This is a genomic window from Clostridium sp. TW13 (assembly GCF_024345225.1).
Taxonomy (GTDB): Bacteria; Bacillota; Clostridia; order Clostridiales; family Clostridiaceae; genus Inconstantimicrobium; species Inconstantimicrobium mannanitabidum.
In genome coordinates this window covers 44221-66945 of the sequence record NZ_BROD01000001.1, presented here as the reverse complement: position 1 = coordinate 66945, position 22725 = coordinate 44221, and the positions used below count along the sequence as shown (strand labels likewise).

19 protein-coding genes and 1 pseudogene are annotated in these 22725 nt (G+C 30.3%); 3 read left to right on the top strand and 17 right to left on the bottom strand.

The window, feature by feature from the left end:
* Nucleotides 1–4: 4 nt before the first annotated feature.
* Complete coding sequence (locus tag OCU47_RS00365) at nucleotides 5–1591, bottom strand: ClC family H(+)/Cl(-) exchange transporter (RefSeq protein ID WP_261826642.1); 1587 nt, start codon at nucleotides 1589–1591, stop codon at nucleotides 5–7.
* 191 nt (nucleotides 1592–1782) lie between these two features.
* Here OCU47_RS00365 and OCU47_RS00360 point away from each other — a divergent pair, with 191 nt between their 5' ends.
* Complete coding sequence (locus tag OCU47_RS00360) at nucleotides 1783–2697, top strand: carbohydrate kinase family protein (protein WP_261826641.1); 915 nt, start codon at nucleotides 1783–1785, stop codon at nucleotides 2695–2697.
* A 184-nt stretch (nucleotides 2698–2881) separates the two neighbouring features.
* Nucleotides 2882–3130 (top strand): GIY-YIG nuclease family protein, encoded by a 249-nt coding sequence (locus tag OCU47_RS00355; protein WP_261826640.1) that lies wholly within the window; start codon nucleotides 2882–2884, stop codon nucleotides 3128–3130.
* Between the two features lie 49 nt (nucleotides 3131–3179).
* Here OCU47_RS00355 and OCU47_RS00350 read toward each other — a convergent pair whose 3' ends face one another.
* The 12 genes and pseudogenes from OCU47_RS00350 to OCU47_RS00295 all read right to left on the bottom strand — a co-directional run bounded on the left by OCU47_RS00350 (nucleotide 3180) and on the right by OCU47_RS00295 (nucleotide 17622).
* On the bottom strand, nucleotides 3180–4355 hold the full coding sequence (locus OCU47_RS00350) for a DHHW family protein (RefSeq protein WP_261826639.1): 1176 nt from the start codon (nucleotides 4353–4355) through the stop codon (nucleotides 3180–3182).
* Between the two features lie 108 nt (nucleotides 4356–4463).
* A complete protein-coding gene (locus OCU47_RS00345; RefSeq protein WP_261826638.1) occupies nucleotides 4464–5870 on the bottom strand; it encodes an MBOAT family O-acyltransferase in 1407 nt (468 codons plus the stop codon).
* A gap of 68 nt (nucleotides 5871–5938) precedes the next feature.
* Nucleotides 5939–6412 (bottom strand): DUF4358 domain-containing protein, encoded by a 474-nt coding sequence (locus OCU47_RS00340; RefSeq protein WP_261826637.1) that lies wholly within the window; start codon nucleotides 6410–6412, stop codon nucleotides 5939–5941.
* 22 nt (nucleotides 6413–6434) lie between these two features.
* Nucleotides 6435–7193: a GDSL-type esterase/lipase family protein gene (locus tag OCU47_RS00335; protein ID WP_261826636.1), complete on the bottom strand. Its 759-nt coding sequence runs from the start codon at nucleotides 7191–7193 to the stop codon at nucleotides 6435–6437.
* Nucleotides 7194–7508: 315 nt separating this feature from the next.
* Nucleotides 7509–8321, bottom strand: a pseudogene (locus OCU47_RS00330) (mannose-1-phosphate guanylyltransferase); the annotation flags it as partial.
* Nucleotides 8322–8350: 29 nt separating this feature from the next.
* Entirely contained in the window at nucleotides 8351–9823 is a 1473-nt protein-coding gene (locus OCU47_RS00325; protein WP_261826635.1) for a tetratricopeptide repeat-containing diguanylate cyclase, read from the bottom strand.
* A 255-nt stretch (nucleotides 9824–10078) separates the two neighbouring features.
* On the bottom strand, nucleotides 10079–11605 hold the full coding sequence (locus OCU47_RS00320; protein WP_261826634.1) for a recombinase family protein: 1527 nt from the start codon (nucleotides 11603–11605) through the stop codon (nucleotides 10079–10081).
* Between the two features lie 8 nt (nucleotides 11606–11613).
* Entirely contained in the window at nucleotides 11614–11778 is a 165-nt protein-coding gene (locus tag OCU47_RS00315; RefSeq protein ID WP_261826633.1) for a hypothetical protein, read from the bottom strand.
* 228 nt (nucleotides 11779–12006) lie between these two features.
* Nucleotides 12007–12957 (bottom strand): aminoglycoside phosphotransferase family protein, encoded by a 951-nt coding sequence (locus tag OCU47_RS00310; RefSeq protein ID WP_261826632.1) that lies wholly within the window; start codon nucleotides 12955–12957, stop codon nucleotides 12007–12009.
* Nucleotides 12958–13035: 78 nt separating this feature from the next.
* Nucleotides 13036–13998 carry an aldo/keto reductase gene (locus tag OCU47_RS00305; protein ID WP_261826631.1) on the bottom strand — a complete coding sequence of 321 codons (963 nt, stop codon included), beginning with the start codon at nucleotides 13996–13998 and terminating at the stop codon, nucleotides 13036–13038.
* Between the two features lie 81 nt (nucleotides 13999–14079).
* Complete coding sequence (locus tag OCU47_RS00300) at nucleotides 14080–15864, bottom strand: ABC transporter ATP-binding protein (protein WP_261826630.1); 1785 nt, start codon at nucleotides 15862–15864, stop codon at nucleotides 14080–14082.
* Complete coding sequence (locus OCU47_RS00295) at nucleotides 15865–17622, bottom strand: ABC transporter ATP-binding protein (protein WP_261826629.1); 1758 nt, start codon at nucleotides 17620–17622, stop codon at nucleotides 15865–15867.
* A gap of 131 nt (nucleotides 17623–17753) precedes the next feature.
* Here OCU47_RS00295 and OCU47_RS00290 point away from each other — a divergent pair, with 131 nt between their 5' ends.
* On the top strand, nucleotides 17754–18599 hold the full coding sequence (locus OCU47_RS00290; RefSeq protein ID WP_261826628.1) for an AraC family transcriptional regulator: 846 nt from the start codon (nucleotides 17754–17756) through the stop codon (nucleotides 18597–18599).
* Between the two features lie 167 nt (nucleotides 18600–18766).
* Here OCU47_RS00290 and OCU47_RS00285 read toward each other — a convergent pair whose 3' ends face one another.
* The 4 genes from OCU47_RS00285 to OCU47_RS00270 form a co-directional block, all read right to left on the bottom strand.
* Nucleotides 18767–18946, bottom strand: a complete 180-nt coding sequence (locus OCU47_RS00285; protein WP_261826627.1) for a (2Fe-2S)-binding protein — start codon at nucleotides 18944–18946, stop codon at nucleotides 18767–18769.
* 167 nt (nucleotides 18947–19113) lie between these two features.
* A complete protein-coding gene (locus tag OCU47_RS00280) occupies nucleotides 19114–19686 on the bottom strand; it encodes a hypothetical protein (RefSeq protein ID WP_261826626.1) in 573 nt (190 codons plus the stop codon).
* 248 nt (nucleotides 19687–19934) lie between these two features.
* Complete coding sequence (locus OCU47_RS00275; RefSeq protein ID WP_261826625.1) at nucleotides 19935–20852, bottom strand: coiled-coil domain-containing protein; 918 nt, start codon at nucleotides 20850–20852, stop codon at nucleotides 19935–19937.
* An 11-nt stretch (nucleotides 20853–20863) separates the two neighbouring features.
* Nucleotides 20864–22639 carry a hypothetical protein gene (locus OCU47_RS00270; protein ID WP_261826624.1) on the bottom strand — a complete coding sequence of 592 codons (1776 nt, stop codon included), beginning with the start codon at nucleotides 22637–22639 and terminating at the stop codon, nucleotides 20864–20866.
* Nucleotides 22640–22725: the final 86 nt, after the last annotated feature.

Sequence of the window (22725 nt, the reverse complement as noted above, 5' to 3'; positions counted from 1 at the left end):
ACTTTTAAATATCTAAATTTTCTTTAGTTAAATTGTACAGAATTTGTCTGGATTCTGTTTCTTTATCTTCTGGCACAAGAACTAGCACATAATCTCCTGCTTTTATTACAGTGTCCCCTTTAGGTGTTATTTCTTTGTTTCCTCTGGTTATAGCCACTATTAAACTTTCCTTTGACCAATTAAAATCTTTTACATACTTACCTTCTAACTTTGAACCATAGCACACTGGCATTTCTATCAATACTTTATGAATTGAAGCTCTCTTAAGTTCTTTAGGCACAAGATTCTTCTTTCTTAAAAAGCTTGTCAATAAAGACTCATATACTGGCTCACTATTCATTAGATTTGCAACAATATAAGCAGTTATTGATACAATAGTTAATGATAACATATGTGTAAAAGAGCCTGTCATCTCAAGAATCAAGATTATTCCTGTAATAGGTGCTCTAACTATAGCTGTAAAATATCCTACCATTCCAAATATTATAAAGTTATTCACATATGCAGGATCAAATCCTAAGAAATTTGTTAATATACTAACATAAATTGCTCCTATAAGTGCGCCTATAACTAATAGAGGAAAGAAAATCCCTCCAGGAGCACCAGATCCAAAACTTATCATAGAAAAGATAAACTTAACTATCAATATGATAACAATCATCTTTAACGTATAACTTACATCAATCATAGATTCTATCAAACTATGACCACCACCTAAAACCTCAGGCAAAGTCAATCCTAAAGCTACTGCACATAGAAATGGTATTATCATTCTAAATTCAGGCTTCAACCATTTCTGATTTGCATAAAGTTTTTGTGACAATAATAAAATCTTATTATAAAAAACACCTGCTAACCCTAAAATTATTCCTAATAAAATAATTAGCCCATAATACTGTAGTGGCACAGCTTGCACTCTCCCAAAAGTAAAAACTGGCTTTAAACCAAAAACTTCTTTTGATACAAAATCAGAAACTACTGCCGAACTCATAGCTGCTAATAGCACTGATGGAGAGAAGCTCTTATGTACTTCCTCTAAGGCAAACATAGTTCCTGCAAAAGGTGCATTAAATGCTGCTGCAAGTCCTGCACTAGCTCCACTAGTCATCAATAACTTTTCTTCCACCTTTATTCTTTTAAATACTCTGGATACACCTTTTCCAACACAGGCTCCTAGCTGAACTGATGGACCTTCTCTTCCTAAAGATAATCCAGTTCCTATAGATATAACTCCACCAATAAACTTTCCAAGAACTGTCCTTAACCAATCCATTTCAAAATATCCTGATAGCTCTCCCTCTACTTGAGGTATTCCACTACCACTTATCATAGGATTTCTCTTTACCATTATTCCTACAATATAAGCTAATACTGCGGCTATGATTGCCCATATCAGAATCTTTACTACGCTTCCAGATATAAATAAATATAATTTCTTAGAATAGCTTTCAGCATATTGTAATATTAGTCTATAAGCTACTGTTACTAAGCCTGCAAAGAATCCAACTATTATTGCTTCTAAAAGCAATCTTACTTGAAAGTTATTCAAAAAAATCAGCGTATCATAAGTATTTTTTCGTTTTTGATTCATTATCTTTTACCTCCATCCTTGTTGTCTAATATATTATACCACTTTAATGCTCTCAAAATATTATTAATCTAACGAGTTAATTACTTATTTAATTCATAACTAATTTATATAAAAATAGAATATTTTAACTCAACCTCCAAAGTGATATAATGTAATAGTTAAACGAATAAATTCTATATGGAGGGTTATTTATGAGCAAAATACTTGTATCAGGTTTGATAAATATTGAAACCACAGTGAAAATCCCCAATTTCCCACTAGAATATAATCCAATACACTACTCATTCTTCGGTGTAAACTCAGGAGTATCTGGAGTTGGTATGAACATTTCAAAGGCATTAACTGTATTGGGTGATTCAGTTAATATCCTATCTATGGTGGGAAAAGATTTTGAAGGAGAGAGAGCAATCAGCACCCTAAGAAATCTTGGTGTAAATACTGATTTTGTAGAAAATAAATTGAAGACAACACCTGAAAGTGTAATACTATACGACGAAAATGGCAGGAGGCAAATCCATTGTGATTTAAAAGACATTCAGGATACTTCATATGATGAATCTTTATTTAAAGAAGCTATGAATAAATGCTCAACAATAATTCTTTGTAACATTAATTTTTCTAGACCTTTCTTAAAGATAGCAAGAGAGCAAGGGAAAATAGTTGCTACTGATGTACACGTTCTATCTAATATTCACGATGAGTACAATAGTGATTTTATGAAATACTCTAATATATTGTTTTTAAGTGATGAAAACATAAATGAACCAGTAGAAGACTTTGTAAAAAAAATCAGTGAAGAATATGATAATGAAATTATAGTTGTAGGCTTAGGTGCTAAAGGTGCACTTATGTACGTTAAAGAAGATAACTTTATAGGCAGATTTAAAGCTATAAATACAAGAAAGATTGTTAGTACCATTGGTGCAGGGGATTCTTTATTTTCTTCATTTATACATTATTATGATAAAACAAAAAATCCTTATGAATCATTGCAAAAAGCTATTTTATTTGCTTCATACAAAATCGGAGTAGCTGGAGCTGCAGATGGTTTTGCCACTGAAGAGCACTTAGAAGAGTTATATAAACAGCATAAAAATGATTTTTAAGGTTAATCACTATCAAAAATATTATGATATAATTTATATATAATCTTATAAATTTAATTCATCAAAAGTGAAGCTATAAATAAATAAGTAAGCAATAATTAACTAATAAGAAGTAAAAGAGATTAATTAAAATAATTAAAGCTTATATATAATCTTACTTTTATATAAAAGGGAGTTCTGTTGTATGCATTATGTCTATATTCTTTGTTGCTCTGATAAAACCTTATATACAGGTTGGACAACTGATTTAACTAAACGGCTAAAAACTCATAATTCAGGCAAAGGTGCTAAGTATACTCGTTGTAGACTTCCAGTTGAGTTAGCTTATTATGAAGAATTTGAGGACAAGTCTTCTGCATTAAAAAGAGAATATGGCATTAAACAATTAAGTAGGGCTGAAAAACTTAAATTAATATGTCAAAAGGATTTATAAAAGAAATAAGAGGAGCATTAAGCTCCTCTTATTTCTTTTATATACCCTATTAATCAGCCAAGTTTAATATAGAATCATCTTCATTAAAAGTATTCACATTATATAAAAATAACACATCAGTTATACCATTAGTCTTTATTAACTCCTTAACATTGTCCATGTAGTATCTTAAATCCACTACATATATCTCTCCATAATTAGCAGTTAAAAATGGTAGCAAACTATTAGCGTATGAATCTTTTATTAAAAGTAATTTCTTAGTTGGATCAGCCATTGATTTTACTGATATAAGAGAATGATTACCACCTGTAAAAACTTGATATTGATCTTTTATATCTAAGCTAGCATTACTATAAAGACTGGCAACCTTCTTTCTCTCATCAACATAATTAACAACCACTTCTCCATCTTGTTTAGGTAAATATACATTAATACTATCTGGTGTTCCTTTACCCACTCCTACTTTAGTATATAAACTTCCGTAAAAACTGTTAGATACTCTTTCAATTTTATAATCATTTATGGATTTAGGAGTCAATTTAAGTTGTCTACACATTTCTACATATGCAATATAGGCACCCTCTGTTGTCCAGTGATGGTCTGTCTTATAATATATATATCTATCCTTATTTTTATTTAAAGCATCATAGACATTAACAAATTGTATATCTTTGTTCAGCTTTTCTTTAACTTGATTTAAATACTCAAGTTCATCATCTACTGGAGCATTTTGAGGTAACTTATCCTGCCATATCTTTGTAGCTGTTGGCACCAACATAACTGAGGTTTTTAATGATTTATTTTGGCTAGCAAACTGATTTATTGCATCAAGTTTTGATTTTAATTCTTGAGCTGAACCCTTTTGAAAATCCTCAATTAAATAATCATCTTTTCCAATAAAAACACCATTACTTTCATTTTTCCCTGTTGATAATTCTAGTTTAGTCTTAAGATTTACAAAGAAACTTCTACCTGGAAATTGATCTGCTATATAGCTACTGTACTCACTTGAAAATTCCCCATTTAACAATTTAGTCAATGAAAATTCAGGCTTTTGTTGCAAACTTCTATTTTCTTGCTCTGATATTTTGTTATCAGTTTTCACTAAATTAATTATTGATAATGTGCCAATAAATATAACGCAAACTATACTTATTAATACTCCGTATGCCTTTTTATCTCTTTCTCTTCTCTCTTTGACACTTTTTTTTCTTTTCTTCTTCACTTGCTCCACCTCATATATTTCTGCTACTACCGCATCTGCAAAACCTGCTTCCTTGTCTAACTAAAAATATCTGTCGCATATCTAGACTTGTTATTTATTTTCAGATGCCTAAAACTTAAAGTATAGGAACGGTGTGTAACTCTCACTTACTAAATACGCTGTTGAAATAGTTAAAATTCCTATACAAAGTACAACAACAATAAGTGCTCCTGGGAATTTACCCTTCTCTTTTAAAATCCTAATTATATTTTTTATAAGAGGAGTAGCACATATTATAGCTAAAATCAGAATGATTACATTAGTTTGCATTATATATCTAGCATAATTATCAATAAGTGGTCTTCCTGCAAAACCAAACATCGTCTTAATGTAAGATACTGCTTCTCCTAATTTTGAGGTATCAAAAAATACCCAACCTATTACAACTAAAATCATGGTGTATATATTCTGTATAAATCTTGGTAGCTTATCTAGTACCTTAAGTAAAAATAATTTTTCAATAGAAATTAAAACTCCAAAGTACACTCCCCATATTATAAAATTCCAACTAGCACCATGCCATAAACCAGTGGTAAACCAGACAATAAATATATTTCTGAATTGAATAAGCATTCCTCTTCTATTTCCACCAAGTGGTATGTATATATAGTCTCTAAACCACGAACTCAAAGATATATGCCATCTTCTCCAAAACTCTGTAATACTTTTTGATATATAAGGATAGTTAAAGTTCTCCTTAAACTCAAAGCCTAACATATTTGCTACACCTATAGCCATATCTGAATAACCACTAAAATCAAAATAAATTTGTAACGTAAAAGCTATGATTCCTATCCATGCAGATAGCACGGATATTTCACCTACAGATGTAGCTTTTATTTGCGTCCAGATAAGCCCTATATTATTAGCTAAGATCATCTTTTTACCAAGACCTAATATAAATCTCTCTAATCCAACCCCTACATTGCTTATGTTTATCTCTCTCTCGGATAATTGTGATGCTATGTAGTTATACTGAACTATTGGTCCTGAAGTTATCTGAGGGAACATGGCTATATATGTTGCAAAATTAATAATATTCTTCTGAGGCTTTGCCTTATCCATATAAACATCTGCAATATAAGATATAAGTTGAAAAGTATAAAAAGAAATTCCTAAAGGCAATGGTAAACTTTTTATCTTCAAACTTGTGTGAAATATACCATTAATATTATCAATTAAAAATCCATAATACTTAAAGAAAAACAATACACTCAGATTTATCACTAGTATTGTAACAAATATAAATCTGCTTTTTTCCTTTTGATGTCTAGTTTTCTCTATAAGTAATGCTCCTAAATAATCTATTATTAATGAAGCTAACATTAAAAGTATGTATACAGGTTCTCCCCATCCATAAAAAATCAAACTCATTACTAATATAATAAAATTTTTAATTTTTTTAGGTGCTATAAAATATAAAATTAACGTCACCGGCAAAAACATATATATAAATATCAAGCTACTAAAAACCAAATTAATCACTCCAACCTAAGTTTCTTTTATTATTCGACATCTTCAAAAAATAAGTAAAATCATCTAACTTAAAAAATCTTATTAACGGATTCCTCTATTTTTTGTACATCCTTTGATATAATCAAAATTATATATTGATTCTTTTCTTCTAAAACATGTTTAGATATTATTTTATATTCTTCTGGTCTATAAGATTTAAAACTATCAGATTGTTTATCAATCCTTTTTTGTATCTTACTTTTTAAGTCTTTCATATCACCTTTTGATTTGGCTTTAATTATAAGAATTTCATTTGACTCCATATTATTTTTGGGTGCATACAAAACAAAATCCTCTACTTCACTCTTATTTATATAATATAATTTTCTTAACTTTGAACTATCTCCCTTATCCATCACTTTTACATCTGTATTACTTACCACACTTGCATTTATCTGCGAAATGCTAACATCTTTTTGTTTTATAACTCCATATAGAGCTATAAAAATAATTATTACACTCATTCCCAATATGTAATATTTAATTTTGTAACTTTTTTTCATGGCTTTATCCTTTACTTCCTAATTATTTGTTTATAATGTCATGCATATATGTTAAGTATGTTTTATAAAAATCATACTTAAAATGTATTCCATCTGGCTCATACATACTACTATCCTTAACAAGCACAGTAACATCAACATATTTTACATTTTGCTCATCACACATCTCTTTAACCGCTTGTCTAAATTTGTTGATATTATCATTTGTTAACATTTTTCCTGAAAATACAGCTTTACTTAATACAGGAAACGGAGCCTGTACATATATTTGTGCTGATGGCAATACTGCCTTTATTTGAGATATAAGTTGTGTATACTGTTGCTTAAAATATACACTATCATATGATTCCACATCATTCATTCCATATAGTAAAAACACTCTTGCTGGATGCATAGCCTTCAAATTAGGGACACTTTGCTTTGCCATTACTACAGTCTGTCCTTTCTTTGCTAGCACATTATATGGATCTAAATAAGCATACTCACTTAATGCTTCTGTAATAGAATCTCCCATAAACACTGAATTTTCGAAATACTTTTTGAAATCTATATTGGAGTTAGCAGTAACTTGAGCTTCTTCCTCAACAACTGCTGGCTTATTTTTTTCTTCTATTTTCTTTTCAATTTCACTAACATCTAATTTCTCCAAATTTGCTAATTCTTGCCTTGCTTGATTTATATTAGTGTTGCTGCCAGCATAACTTTTATTTTGAAAATTCATTATTGTAACAAATGATGCCAAAATAATCCCCACTAGCACATATTTTCCTTTTTTCTTCATACTTTCAACCTCAACTAACTATTATGATTTATCCTCTACATCCCAATATGTATGTACTTTATTTTTAGTTAAATTTTATCAAGCTAAGTTACACTTCTAACGTTAACTTAATTATTACAATTTTTCTTCCATCATTAATATTATATCTTTTTTTGTAAACTTACAATAGACCTCTAAATATATATTTTAAAATACATAGCACCACTTTTGGTTCATCATGGAAGATCAATTATTCTAGATTAACTTCACAGAAAATAAAAGTGATGAAATCTGGCAAATTTCATCACTTCGTGACTAAAAATATACATAAGTTTATTACAAGTAATCTCTATAACCTTGTTCCTCACTTAGTGTATTTAGTAGATGTTTTATTTCCTGATCTCTATATCTATCCATAACTAGTATGACGTCTCCTGCATCTACTATTACTAAATCCTTTAGCCCAAAACCGATTATTAAGTTCTTGTCTCCAAATACTGCACAATTTTCGCTACCCTGTAAAAAAACATTTTTAGAAACCACATTATTTTTATCACTCTTTAAAAATCTGCTTAATGCTGTAAAACTTCCAATATCATCCCATGTAAAATCACATTTTATTACGTAAGCTTTTCTAGTTTTTTGCATAACACCAAAATCTATAGAAATGCCTTCAATAAGCTTATATTGATCAATAATTACTTTTTCTTCCTCTTCCTCTCCTACATACTTATAAATCTCAATTAAATTCTTATACATGTTAGGCAAGTACTTTTCAATTTCTCTAAGGATAACATCCGCTCTAAAGATAAACATACCACTGTTCCATAGATAATTACCTGTCATCATAAAATCTTTAGCCACTTCTAGATTAGGTTTTTCTGTGAACCTAGCTACCTTGTAAGTATCTAACCCTGATGCTACTTTCTCACCAATTTGTATATATCCATAACCAGTTTCAGGTCGTGTAGGCTTAATACCAATAGTTACTATTCCTCTTCTTCTTTCTGCAATATCAACACCATGCTTTAAAGTCTCAATAAAACTCTGATTTCCTTCAATAAAATGATCTGATGGTAAAACAATTAATACTGCATCCTTATCTTTTTTCAAGAGTTTAACTGCTGAAAGCCCTATGCAGGTAGCAGTCCCTTAATGTACAATACAGGTCATCTACTTTATGCAATTATTATGTTTCTTCCATTTTGCTTTCCTTGATATAGTTTAATATCTACGCGTTTAACTCCAGCTTCAAAATCAGCATAATTCTTAAATGTATCTACCCCTGCTGTAATTGTTATATTAATTTTTGCATTATCAATATAAAATTCTGGTTCCATTACATCAAAAACTTTTAAGCAAAAATCATAAGTTTCTTCTTTATTCTTATTAGGTAATATTACTAGAAATTCTTCTCCTCCCCATCTGCCTAAAGTAAATTCATCATCAATTCCATACATTATTCTATCTACCATCTGTTTCAAGACTTTATCCCCAGCATCATGACCATACTTATCATTTATTTTCTTAAACCAATCAATATCAAATAGAATTACTCCATTAACTTCTGTTTTTATTAGTTTAGATACTCTATTTGCTACTCCTCTTCTGTTATATGTTGAAGTTAAATAATCTCTTTCAGACAATCTATTCACCTCTTTGTATGCAGCGTGCAACTCTTCATTTAACTTACTAAGTTCAGAATTCAATTTATTAAGTTCTTCATTCTTAATTCTATATATTTCTTTGTCCTTCTCTGCTTTTAAAAGATCATACTCCATTTGAGATTTAGACATCATATTTATATAGTCATTATTTTTAATATCAAGCATTAAGCTTGAATATAATCTTTCATACTCCAACGCTTGTTTAAAATCTTCCTTTTTCTCATAAATATCAGAATATAATTTATATGCTTCTGCGACTCTATGCCTTTCACCTATAAATTTAAAAATATCTATTGCTTGATTAAGATACATTAATGCTTCTTCAACTTTTTCATCTTTAAAATAGGTTTCTGCAACTGTAAACAAAGCAAAAGGTTTTACCACAAAAGTATCATTTTTTTCTGATAAATTTAATGCTATGAATAAATTATCAAGCGCTAATTTTATTTTTCCTAATTTGGAATACGCATATCCCAAATTACTATAAATCATAGCCTCCAAATCATAATATTCACAATTTTTTATTGCTTCTATTCCTTTTTGAAAATACTTTAATGCTAATCTCTTAGCTTCTATATTATTCTCATCTGTGCTATCAATACACATTGCACCTAATGCATTATAGGATTTTCCAATGTAAAACTTGTCCCCATCATTTTCAGCTATAGTTAAAATTTCTGCTATTAAATCTTTCACTTTTTCAAAATCAGATATTGCACAATACACAGAAATCATGTTGTATTTAGCTTCAAATATTAATTTATTATCTTTAAACTCTTCTGCTATGATTAAACAATTTTTATAGTAACTTATTGCTTTCATATAATTGGCTAATCTATAATGAGACATACCTAGATATTTATTTATTTTAAGTATTTCTTCTTTATCAAAGGAATCCAAAGATTCTATACTTGTTAATAATTTAATTGTTTCTTCATACCTATTTTCATTATAAGCTTGTATTCCTTTTTCCAGTGTCCCCATATGCTTCACCTCAACACACTTTTCTTCACCTTGATTTACACAACACTTAATTTTCTTTAATAACTTTTATCAAAATACCATTATTTTTAATTTATTTAAAATATTATATCATAAAAGCAGCTATAATTTTGTTAATTAATAAATATAAATATATTTTTTTCTTATAATCCAAAAAATAACAAATATTGGCTTATAATAAAAAAGAAAGCAACTCACTGAAAGTTCTATACTTTTGTAAATTGCTTATATTATACATTATTTTTTAAATTTAAAAAATATTTCTATATACTTTTGTTTAGTTAAATTATTTTCTGAAACAATAATTTTATCCACAAAGGATTCAATAAAATTACGATCAATATTTTTTAGTTTTATAAGATCATCTATCTCTCTTGTTACACGCATTTTTATATCTACATCTCTGCTTTTTTCTTCAAGGATTGCATTGTTAATACCCACCCTTTTTTCAATGAGTTTTTCCTGTCTTTGCTGTATGGAAAACAACATATTTTCAAAGTTCATATCTGACAGTATGTTCTTAGATTTATCCTCATATAATTGTTCAATTCTTCTATTTATTGTGGATAACTCTGTATTAATACTGGATAACTTTTTTTTAAAGCTACTACCAAAGTTAATATTACTTATACTTTTATAATAAATATCTATGTTGCTTACATTATTTATACTATCCTTTATACATTTTTTCAGCTCATTAAGTAAGAATTCCTCTTTTATGCTGTGTGCTGTACACTTTTTTTCACCACTTTGAGACTTTGCACATTTGTACCCTAAATACTTACTTCTATATTGCATTCTACTTCCACATTCAGCGCATCTCAACACTCCACTAAAAAGATGTTTGACTCCACCTTTATATCTATAACTTTTTCTCTTTTTATCTATTAACTCCTGAACATAATTAAAGGTATCTTTTTCAATTATCCCTTGAAACTCAGCACCTATTATCCATTCTGCTTTAGGCACAGCTATTACCTTTTTACATTTATAGCTAACTTTTCTGTATCTTTGTTGGACCATATATCCACCATACTTAGGATTTTTAAGTATATAAACTATGGTGTTATTGGTCCATCTAGAATTTCTATTTGAGGGAGAAACTACCCCCTTTTTATTCAAGTAAGATGCTATTTTGCCTATCCCAAAACCATTTATATATAATTCAAATATCTTTCTTACTACCTCTGTAGTTTCATCTCCTCTTGGTACTAAATATATATATTTTTGTGATCCCACCATTTTTGTTTCAAACTTATATCCATAAGGTGGCTTACTAGCAATAGATGAGCCTCTTTGCATCCTTTCTGTCAATGCTGCTCTTACCCTCTTGCTACAATCTTTTATATACATCTCATTTAAAATATTCTTAAATGGGATTATATCATCAAAATCTTTATCTGTATCTACATTATCTAGTATTGAGACAAATCTAACATTATTAACTTTGAAATAGTCCTCTAGGTAATATCCTGCTAATATATAGTTTCTTGAGAACCGAGAAAGATCTCTTGTAATCACCATATTTATTCTAGCCTTTTCAATATCCTTTTTCATTCTTATAAATGCATCTCTTTCAAAGGTTGAACCTGAAGTCCCTTCATCTTCATATATGTCTACTATGTTATATATATTTTCTTTGTCTTGTCTTGACTTTTCAACAATCCACTTTTTCATGTTCCCAATTTGTGAAGAAATTGATTCAGATTGATCCTGCTTGTCTGTTGATACTCTTGCATATATTGCAACATTCCATACCTTCATACTAGCATTCACTCCTGACATTCTTCATAATTATCACTTGATGTATTGCACTGCTTGTATTCACCATTTTCAAGCTGCATTGTGAGCATTTCTATTTTTTCATTGATCAAACGTTGCATTATTTTCTGGAAATCTTCTTCACCATAATGTATCTTTGTAGTTATCTTTACCAACTTACTACACCTATCAATATTATTGTTGTTATACTATATTCCTTATAAAATATAAAAATGCTTTGTTACTTGTTGCAATTTGCAAAGAGCTTATCTTTTCCAAACATCTGGTTTTTCTTGCACTCACTAAGTTAGTAAATTAAAATTCATAAGCAAAAATGAGGCTGCAATTGCAACCTCATTCAAGTTCATTTTCTATATAAGCTCAAATAATATCCTACATCTATCTTATAATAATTTATCTAATTCTTGCTTTAGCATATCCTTTGCCCATTCTCTTTGTCCACTTTCATTATGCCTATAATCACATTCTATAGTCATAACCAAAAACAAATAGATGTTGTATAGAATTCTTCTCGTCTTAGCCTTATCATCTAGCTTTATAGGATTATATCCAGAATTAAATTCTGCACTAAAAGCCAAATTGCTAAAGTAATACTCCATCAATGGATCTCCCCAGATGGCTCTTTCAAAATCAATTATACCTACTATTTCACCATTATCGACAAATACATTTCCATCCCATAAGTCCCAATGTACCAATTTAGGCTGTAACACATCATCACAAATATATAAGTTAGATTTAACTATACTCAAAATGTTATTGGACTCCATAGGAAGTTCAGTACCAATATCAATAGAATCATTAATCAAATCAGATACAAAATTATAAAAGGTTTCTGACCAATTCGTATTCTGCTTACCTTCTTGTGCAAAATACCCAAATCTATCATTGGTAATCTCGTTTATTTTTCTATTATACTGACCTAACTTAAACTCAATAACTTTCCTCTCATCTTCAGTTAATGAATCTTTAATTGAAGAATAACTACTTCCATCAAGCTTAGTCATAAAGAAATAATCAGAATCACATATACTATGAGTATCATCGTAGAACAAAATTTCTGGAACTGGTACCTTAGTATTTTTTCTGACTAATCTCATAACCTCCACTTCTGCTTTCATTATGTTTTTTTCATAACGCATTACTTTGGCTGAACTTGGTGGCGCAATCTTTAATATTACCTCGTTTCCATTAGATAAAGCTATTAAATAAGCTACATTAAAATATCCTTCTGTTAATTCTGTAACTTTGTCAATGTATACATCTTTAAATGCTTTTTGAACTAATTTATTTAGAGTTTCTTCATCTTTATAATTCTTAGTTAAACTCTCCATATAATATGCCTCTACATATTTAGACATATGAAAATACATAGGTTTATATGCTAATCTATTTTCAGATGCCTTATTTTTCTATCTCAATATTGTGTCTATCATATCTAATTCTTCTTGAGAGAAACTTAGATTTTCTATTGCCTTTACATTATCTTCAACTTGTTTAACCTTACTTGCTCCTATTAAAGTTGAAGTTAAATCTCCTCTTAATGTCCAAGCTAGTGCCATTTGGGCAAGACTTTGGCCTCTTTCTTTTGCTATTTCATTTAGCTTAATAATCTTATTTACTTTTTCTTCTGTTACATCATTATCATGAAGATATAAGCTATTTCTTCCTATTCTTGAATCCTCAGGTATTCCATGAATGTACTTATCTGTAAGTAATCCTTGAGCCAATGGCACAAAGGCTATGGTACCAATTCCTTCTTCCTTATGAGTTTCAAAAAGATTATCTTCTTCAATATGTCTATCAAACATTGAATAGCTGACTTGGTTTATAAGACAAGGTGTTCCTAACTTCTTCAAAATCTCAGAAGCCTTCTTTGTTTGCTCTGAATTGTAATTTGAAATACCTACATATAAAGCTTTTCCTTGTCTAACAATCAAATCAAGAGCAGCCATAGTTTCTTCTAATGGTGTTTCTGAATCTGGAACATGATGATAGAATATATCTACATAGTCGAGTCCTAAACGCTTTAAGCTTTGATCTAAGCTGGAGATTAAATATTTTTTTGAGCCTCCAAATTCATAAGGACCGCCACCCCACATGTCAAACCCTGCTTTTGTCGCTATAACCATTCTATCTCTATCATTTGAACTAAAATTCTTTTTTAGTATTTTTCCAAGAGTCTCTTCTGCTGAACCATCATATGGTCTTCCATAATTGTTTGCCACATCAAAGTGCGTAATTCCAAGTTCATAAGCTCTCTTTAATATAGCTTCACTATTAGCATAAACATCACCTGCACCAAAATTATGCCAAAGTCCTAGAGAAATTGCAGGTAACTTAAGTCCACTGTTTCCACATCTGTTATATATCATAAATAATCCACTCCTTAATTAAACGTCTGAAAATAAATAACAAGTCCAAATACGCGATCTTAATTATTTTTTGAAGATGCTTTATATTGCTTTTATCATATCATATTGAGAGCTATAAAGCTCATAATACTCTCCTTTTAGTTCCATTAGTTCATCATGATTTCCTTGTTCTACAATTTGCCCATTATTTATAACCATTATTCTTGTTGCATTCTTAATAGTTGATAATCTATGAGCAATTACAAAGGAAGTTCTGCCCTTTAACAATCTATCAAGCCCTATTTGTAAAGCTTCCTCTGTCTTAGTGTCTATACTTGAAGTTGCTTCATCTAAAATGAGAATCTTAGGATCAGCTAAAAGAGCTCTTGCAAAAGAAATAAGCTGTCTTTGTCCAACTGAAAGTCTGCTTCCTCTTTCATTAACCTCTGTATAATATCCATCCTTCAAAGTTACAATGAAATCATGAGCTTTTACTGCCTTTGCAGCTCTTATTATCTCTTCATCTGTAGCATCTAATTTTCCATATCTTATATTGTCCATTATTGTTCCTGAGAATATGAAGGTATCCTGTAACATTACACCCATTTGCTTTCTTAGAGAATCCAAGGTTACATTTCTAACATTATTACCATCCACTAGTACTTCTCCAGAGTAGACATCATAAAATCTGCTTAATAAATTTATAATTGTAGTCTTTCCAGCTCCTGTTGGTCCAACTAAGGCTATATTTTCTCCTGGCTTTACTTCAAAAGACACCTTCTTTAAGATTTCTCTTCCATCGTCATCATACTTAAATACTATATCTTTAAATTCTACATGACCATTTATGTTTGGCATCTTATATGCACCAGGCAAGTTATCTATATCCACTGGTTCATCTAAAGTTTCAAAAATTCTTTCAAGATATGCCATAGCCATTATCAAAGTGTTATAGAAGTTTGAAATATTAACTATAGGATTCCAGAATCTCCAGATGTAACCCACAAATGCTATAAGTGTTCCTATGGTTATACCATTTCCTATAGAACTTACGCCTATTAGATATACAAAAGAAATTGTTATTACTGATATATTATCAATAGCTGGCCAAAGCAGCATTTGATATCTTACTGCTGTCATCCAAGTACTTCTATTTTCATCACTTACTTTTCTAAACTTCTCTGCATTGGTCTTCTCTCTTGTAAAAGCTTGAGTAACCTTCATACCACTGATGCTTTCTTGAATATAAGCATTTAAGTTTGATTGCTTATTACTAAAGATTTGAGTTGTTCTTCTTTGCACCTTTTTAAGCAAACCTACCACCAAAATAAGAAATGGTAAACCAAGCATACACACTATAGTCAACTTAACATTTATAGCAAGCATAAAACCTATTATTACAAAAATACTAAGTAAATCCGTAACTAAATTAATCAATCCGTTTGATAGTAAATCACTTAATGAGTTTACGTAGTTAACTACTCTTACTAAGATCTTTCCATGTGGTTTATCATCATAATAGGAAAAAGGTAATCTTTGAAGATGATTAAATATATCTGTTCTTATATTTTTAATTACACTTTGTCCAACATATGTCATGGTTTTAATCTTATACACCATGCAAGCAGCACCTATAACTATAGTAAGTAAGATCAGAGCACATACTCCTATTAATCCTTTTATATCCTTATTAGGTATGCTTGTATCCATTGCAATCTTAACTAAGTATGGGCTTAATAAGCTGGCTATACTAGCTATGATCATAATAATAAGAGTAATAATCATTTCTTTCTTATATGGCTTAACATAAGCTAGTAATCTTTTTGTGTACTCCCAACTAAATTCAATCTCTAAATCTTCATCTACATCATATTTATTTCTTGCCATTTATTGCACCTCCTCACGTTGCTCTTCTTCCTCTGACAGATAGCTACCATATTGTGCCTGATACACTTCATAGTAATGTCCTTTTTTCTTAAGCAATTCATTATGTGTTCCACTTTCAACTATTCTTCCATCATCTAAAACTAAAATTAAATCTGCATCCTTTATTGATGAAATTCTATGAGCAATTATAAAGCAAGTTGTGTCTTTATAGACTCTATTTAAGTTTTGTTGAATCATAGCCTCTGTTTCCACATCTAAACTTGAAGTAGTATCATCTAAAATTAATATAGATGGATCTTTTATTATAGATCTTGCTAAGGTTATTCTTTGCTTTTGACCTCCTGAAAGACCTACTCCTCTTTCACCCACTACAGTTTCATAGGAGTCAGATAATCTTTGGATAAAGTCACTGGCATCTGCCATTTCAGCAGCCCAACTCACCTTATCTTCATCCATCTTAGGAAGACCATAACTAATGTTCTCTTCTATAGTATTTGAGAATAAAAATACATCCTGCATTGATATTGATATGCTTCTTCTTAAAGCTTCAAGGTCATACTTCTTAATGTTTATTCCATCAATTAGCACCTCACCTGAAGTTACATCATAAAACCTTTCAATAAGATTGATTATTGTAGATTTTCCTGCGCCTGTTTGTCCAAATATAGCTACAGTCTGTCCCTGTTCTACCTTGAAATTAATATCCTTTAAGACAGGTTCATAGCCATACTCAAAGTTTACATTTTTAAATTCAACGCTGCCCTTTATTCTTTCTGGCTTAATTCCATCCTCAGGGTTCTTTATTTTAGTTTCTTCACTAATTAAAATTTTTATTTTTCTTGATGATGCTAAGAATCTTTGAACATCATTTATAAGGAATCCAACCATATTCATTGGATTGTTTATCGCCCAAATAAGTCCATTAAATGTTACTAACTCACCCATTGTCAGCTCATTATTTATAATTAGGATTCCACCAACCAAAACCATAACTATGGTAAACATATTTGCAAGGGCATTTAATATTGGTAAATATGTCTTAGTAACATTAGCTAACTCCATATTAGTTTCCATATATCCTTGATTTTCATTTTCAAACTTAACCTTTTCATAGTCTTCCTTGGCAAATGCCTTTACAACTCTATTTCCACTAATATTCTCTTGAACCACTGTATTTAATCTTGAAAACTTTTCTCTAATTTTATAAAACACTGGATTTGAGCTTTTAGCCATCATATATGCACTTAATCCTACAAAAGGAGTTACTAATAACATAAGTAAGGTAAGTTTAATATTAATAACTGCCATTGTTAGTACAGCACAAATAAATGCAGTAGCATTTTCTAATATATTGTACATAACCCAAGAAACAAAATGTCTAACTGCATCCATATCACCAGTCATTCTAGCCATTATGTCTCCAGTTCTAGTTCTATTGTAATAATCTAAATCAAGCTCCTGAAGTTTATCATACATTTCTCTTCTTATTTCAAATATTACATCTTGAGATATTCTCTCAAACAACATCTGATAAGTATATCTAACTATTGATTTAACTAGTGTTATCCCTATCATCATTGCCAAAATAGAGATTAATAAATTCTTCTTACCATGAAGTATTACTTCATCAACTAATTTTCCACTTAAGTATGGATTTATCATAGATATTGCAGAACAAACCAATACTATTATCATTGCAAAAGTAAACTTGAACTTATACTTATTTATATAGCTAAAAATCCATCTAATTCTATCCATCCCTATAACCTCCTTAAAATGCTGCTGTTGTTTTTAACAATTTTAATTATCTAATAAAAACATTTAAATAGAAATGTACTTTTCTAAACATATGATGTATATTCTTATATATAAAAGGGGTGTGATGTTTAGTGTGTAACGTTGGAATTTCTATTGATAAATTTAATCCTGAAATACTATTTGCATTTAAGGTTGATAATAAAGATTACATTAATACAACATATCATTGCCATGACTTTATTGAGTTTAGTTATGTTGTGTCTGGATCTGTGACATATAGAATAAATGATAAATATTATAAGATTAAGGAAAAAACTCTTCTACCTTTTAACCCCAATGTATATCACAAAGAGTCATTAAACGTGGGGGAAACAGCAACAGAACTTCATATTGGTTTCAGAAACCTTCAAATAGAAGGCCTTCCAATCAATACAGTTATAAGCGAACATTTTGAAGGGCCTCTTGAATTTAAGCAATTTAGAGAAGATTTTCATAAATGCTGTTTGGAAATAATTGAAGAACAAACTGCCTGTGAAGTAGGACATGAGCTTATTTTAAAAAGCCTTATAATGAAATTGATTGCTCTCTTTTTAAAAGAAACAAATTATGTACAAAATAAAAAGAAAATTAATCGCTGCGAATTTTCTTTTTACGATAAATCCAACATTGTGGAGATTATATTAAAATATTTTGATGAAAATTATATGGACAACATATCACTTGATAATATAGCAAAAAATATGTACCTAAGTTCAGTTTACATCTCCAAGATATTTAAAGATAAGACTGGTGAATCTCCAATAAATTATTTAATAAATCTTAGATTAGAAAAGGCAAAAGATTTGTTGGCCTCTACAGAGCTTCCTATAAAGGCTGTTGCTCAGTCTGTAGGATATAAGGATGCATATTACTTTAGCAAATTATTTAAGAAATACTCTTGTTATTCTCCAAGTAAATATAGAAGTATAAATTCATAATATATCCTTTAAATAAAGCTTTTCTATATAATTTAAATTAATGTTTTATAAAATAGACAATATAGTATACTTATAAAGTTTCAATCACATAAATTAGAACCTATACAATATAACTTTCATACCAAAAAAGTGTATCAAAGACTCATGTCTCTGATACACTTTTTTAATTACTTGCCTAATAGTTGATTAACTATTTCTCTTGCATGTTCTTCGCATCCACCACAACCAGTACTAACTTGAGTAGCTTCTTGAACTTCTTCAAATGATTTTGCTCCATTCTTTACAGCATCCTCTAAATCTTGTACAGTAACGTTCATGCAGTTGCATACTACTTCACTCTTATCCATAATTCTGCCTCCTAAAATTCAATTTTTTATGCAATTCTTTATAATCACAGAAAAATCACAATATTCTGTCTTATTTAATTTTACCATAACTTATTTTATTATGTATACAATAAATTATAAGCATGAAAAACTTCTATGATTTAAAATATCTTAGAGGCTTTTTATATCTAAATTGCTAAAGTTTGAGTACTTGCAACAGCTGGTATTACGCCAGGAGGTGAATCAACATTTATAATATGCTTTCCTGCTGCGTGATAATGTCGGCTATTAAAATTCCAATTTACACCTGTCCAGTGCAAAAAATTTGTAACAATACGAACAGAATCCATATAGTTCCATGGATAATTATTAGGGTTATAGCTAACAACATTGACTGGGAGAAATGGTCCAACGCCAGCGTCAGCTAAGTCAGCATAAGCAGCAAAACGAATTGTATATCCTGCAGCTTGCCATTGGGCAATTGACCTATGATCATGATCATGCATCACTCTCCAAGCACCATGAGCTAACGGCGCAGCACCAATTGGTACAGCTGATGCAACCACAAGCGAGCATCCATTCATACCTGTGGTAAATAAAAAATGAGCATCTAAAGGACCAGGTGCAATAGCAATGTCGCAAAAAGGCAAGGCATTAAATGCCATCCCACCATTGCCAGCTCTACAATAGAACGCATCAATTGTTCCTAAAACTCCACCTCCTGGCTGAGCAACAACAGGTGGAGCACCTGCTGGTTGCATACGTAATTCTGGAAAATCATCATCGCCTGGAATACCGGCGTCCGTATTTGTTGACAAAGTAAACATTCTACGTAAGTTATTATTCGCAGGTATACCAACGCCAAGTAAATTATCAGCTATAAAATTTAATACAATAGGATTTGCAATAATAAACGCTCCCGGCGCTTGTATAAATGCTATAGAATCATCTCTCATATTTACACCTCTTTCTACTTTTTTATTAAGAATTAATATCCAACTTATAAAATTTATGCTATAGAATCTAAATCAACAGTTTCTAAGATTTTATCAAATTTCACTAAGGCTTCATTAAGTGAAATTAGAGTTCCTCCAGAGCTATCAAAATCTACTATTGTTGGTGTGCTATCATTCAACAGACTTACAATATCAATAACATCATCTATTCTATGACGTATTTGTTCCAACATAATTGATAATTTACCATAAAACAAAGCTATATCTGTTATAAAAGCAAGGTTTTGCCTGCATGTTTTTTCATATTGTTGCAGAGTATATTCTCTTGATTTTAATTCAGCAATTTGAACCTCATATAAATTTTTCTGTTCATATAAACTTTTTAGAAGAGAGTCCGCTGTTTGAATTCCTTGAGCATTATTCTCTAATTCTTGTCTGAATTTAGAAATTTGATCCTTTAATGATCTTATACGACCAGTATCATCATTAATTAAGCTTTGGATTCCCATAATTGCTCTATCTAGCCCTAATGAACAAATAGACCTAATTATACTCCATGCAGAAGAATCATTAAGTTCATCTAACTTTTTTTGATGCTCTCGAAGGCTTCTCTCGTCCTCTTCTAATTCTCTTTGAACCGAATTAACATGCTTTATAAGTTCAGTTCTTTCAGTGCTCTTTTTGCTGATATCTACATTCAAAGTGTCAATACTTTTTTGTGTTCCTAAATAACTATCTCTAATAGTAGCTTCACTTTTAATCATATCAGCAAGAGTTTCTGTAAGCTTTGCTTGTTCTTTTTTATTTGCAACTTCCATTTTTTCCGAACTAGTACTTAAAAGTTGAATTTCCTGAGAAATACCTAAAACTGTGTTTATTGCTTCTTCTTTCTTTTCACTTTTTAATTGATCAACTGATTTTTCTAGTGCATTCATTACAATACTAAAATTGTTTTTTCCAATTGAACTCATTTTTTCTCCTTTTAATTACTTTTTTCTGTAATAATAGATTTCTGCTGTTCTAAATCTGCAATAATCTGTCCAGATTCATTTAGACTCTTACCAATCATCACTTCCATATTCTTAGCTAATTCAGGAGCCTTTCTTAACGCTTCTTCTATTGTTGGAGATTGTTTTAAATATTCAACTGCTTTTTTCTGCGCTTCACTAGCAGTTATTAAATACTCACCAGATAATCCGTTTATAGCCACCCATTGGCACATATAAGTTAAAAATGATCTCATAAAATCATTTGCTCTATATTCCACTATTCTTTCTTCAGGACTTAAACCAGATTTAGGATCAGTTAAATCAGTTATTTGTTGCTGAAAACCTTGTTTTGACATTCTTTTACAATAACTTGACATCTGATCCCAAAATAAACTTGCATCAGTAAGTGTCGCAATAATTTTTCCTACGGCTTCAACAGCTGCATGTAAAGAGTTTACTGACACTGATGTCATACTTTCTTCAACTTTTAGATTTTTAACGCTTTCTGCATATTCCGCTAAAGCAACCAAGGACTGTCTTTTTTGTTTCTCTAATTCTAACTTTTGATTAAGAAAACGCATTTTTTCTTCATGTATAGACTCTTCTGCATTTGCTGCTGCCTGCGTCATTTGTCCAGTACTTTTAGCCAACTCTTGTAATACAGTAGCTGCTGCTGCATAATAAGCTGTTGCATCCTTAGAAGTTTTCTCCAAACCTTCAATTTCACCACTTATTTTTGTTAATTCTTTTTTAGCTTCATCCAACTCGTTGCTTTTTGCATCTTTTTCTTCTTTTAACTTTGAAAGATTATCTGGATTTTGCTCACTCTCTGTGATTTTCTTATTTATTTCCTCAATTTCTTTTGTCAATTTATCTACTAAATTTTGTTTTATTACTTTTTTATCATTAGCAGCTAATAGATCTTGTTGCGCTTTATCTGCTTGTGCTTTTTTATCAGTGGCATTCTTCTGCGCTTCTGCTACTTGTACATTAGATGTTACATTTGTCAATTGGGAAACAGGATTCTGGGCAGCAACAAATGCACCTAACCCTGCACCTATTGAAGTAGTTATAGCTGATGTAATGCCCAAAATAAGCGCCTTAGTTGATTCTTTTTCTTCCCTTTCTTTTGATTCATTATACTTACTTTGCATATCAGCAATTTGTTCCAACAACTCTTGTTGATTTTGTTGTTCTGCTGCTTGCTTAGCTACTAATTCTCTCTCAGCTTTCTCAGCTGCTAGTTTTTTATCTCGCTCGCTAGCTTCCTCCTCAATTGTGTTGGATCTTGCCTTTGTAGATCTAATTTGTAACTCTTTAAAGCCTTCAGCCAAACTGTTGGCTGCTGCTGACATATTTAATGATGATTCTGAACAATGTGATAGTTTCATCAACGCTAAATTTTCTTTGCCCTTTGTGAGCCATTTATATGTGTCAACCAGTTCCATAAGTATATTTTGGGTTTCTACTTTAAAACTAGTCATTGTCTTTACACACTCATTGCAAAGCATTGCTAATTTACTTTGTATTGATGCTATTTCTGCTTGTATTGTTCCACCTCTTGCACCTGCAACACCATTATACGCAACATAAAACAATTCTACAGTAATATATAAATTATCCGTAATATCTTTAAGGCTTAGCTGATTTAATACAGTCTTGACCTCTTCCTGGACTAGTATGTCAGTATAGTTCGGTATAGTGGTCAAGTTATATGTTTTACCATTTATTTCCACAGAGTTCTCATCCTTCACTATTATTTCTGGCATTCTTTAACACTCCTCATATTTTAATATATTAATTTGCATTATGGCTATCTAGATAACTATATAAACAGTATACGTACATATTTAAA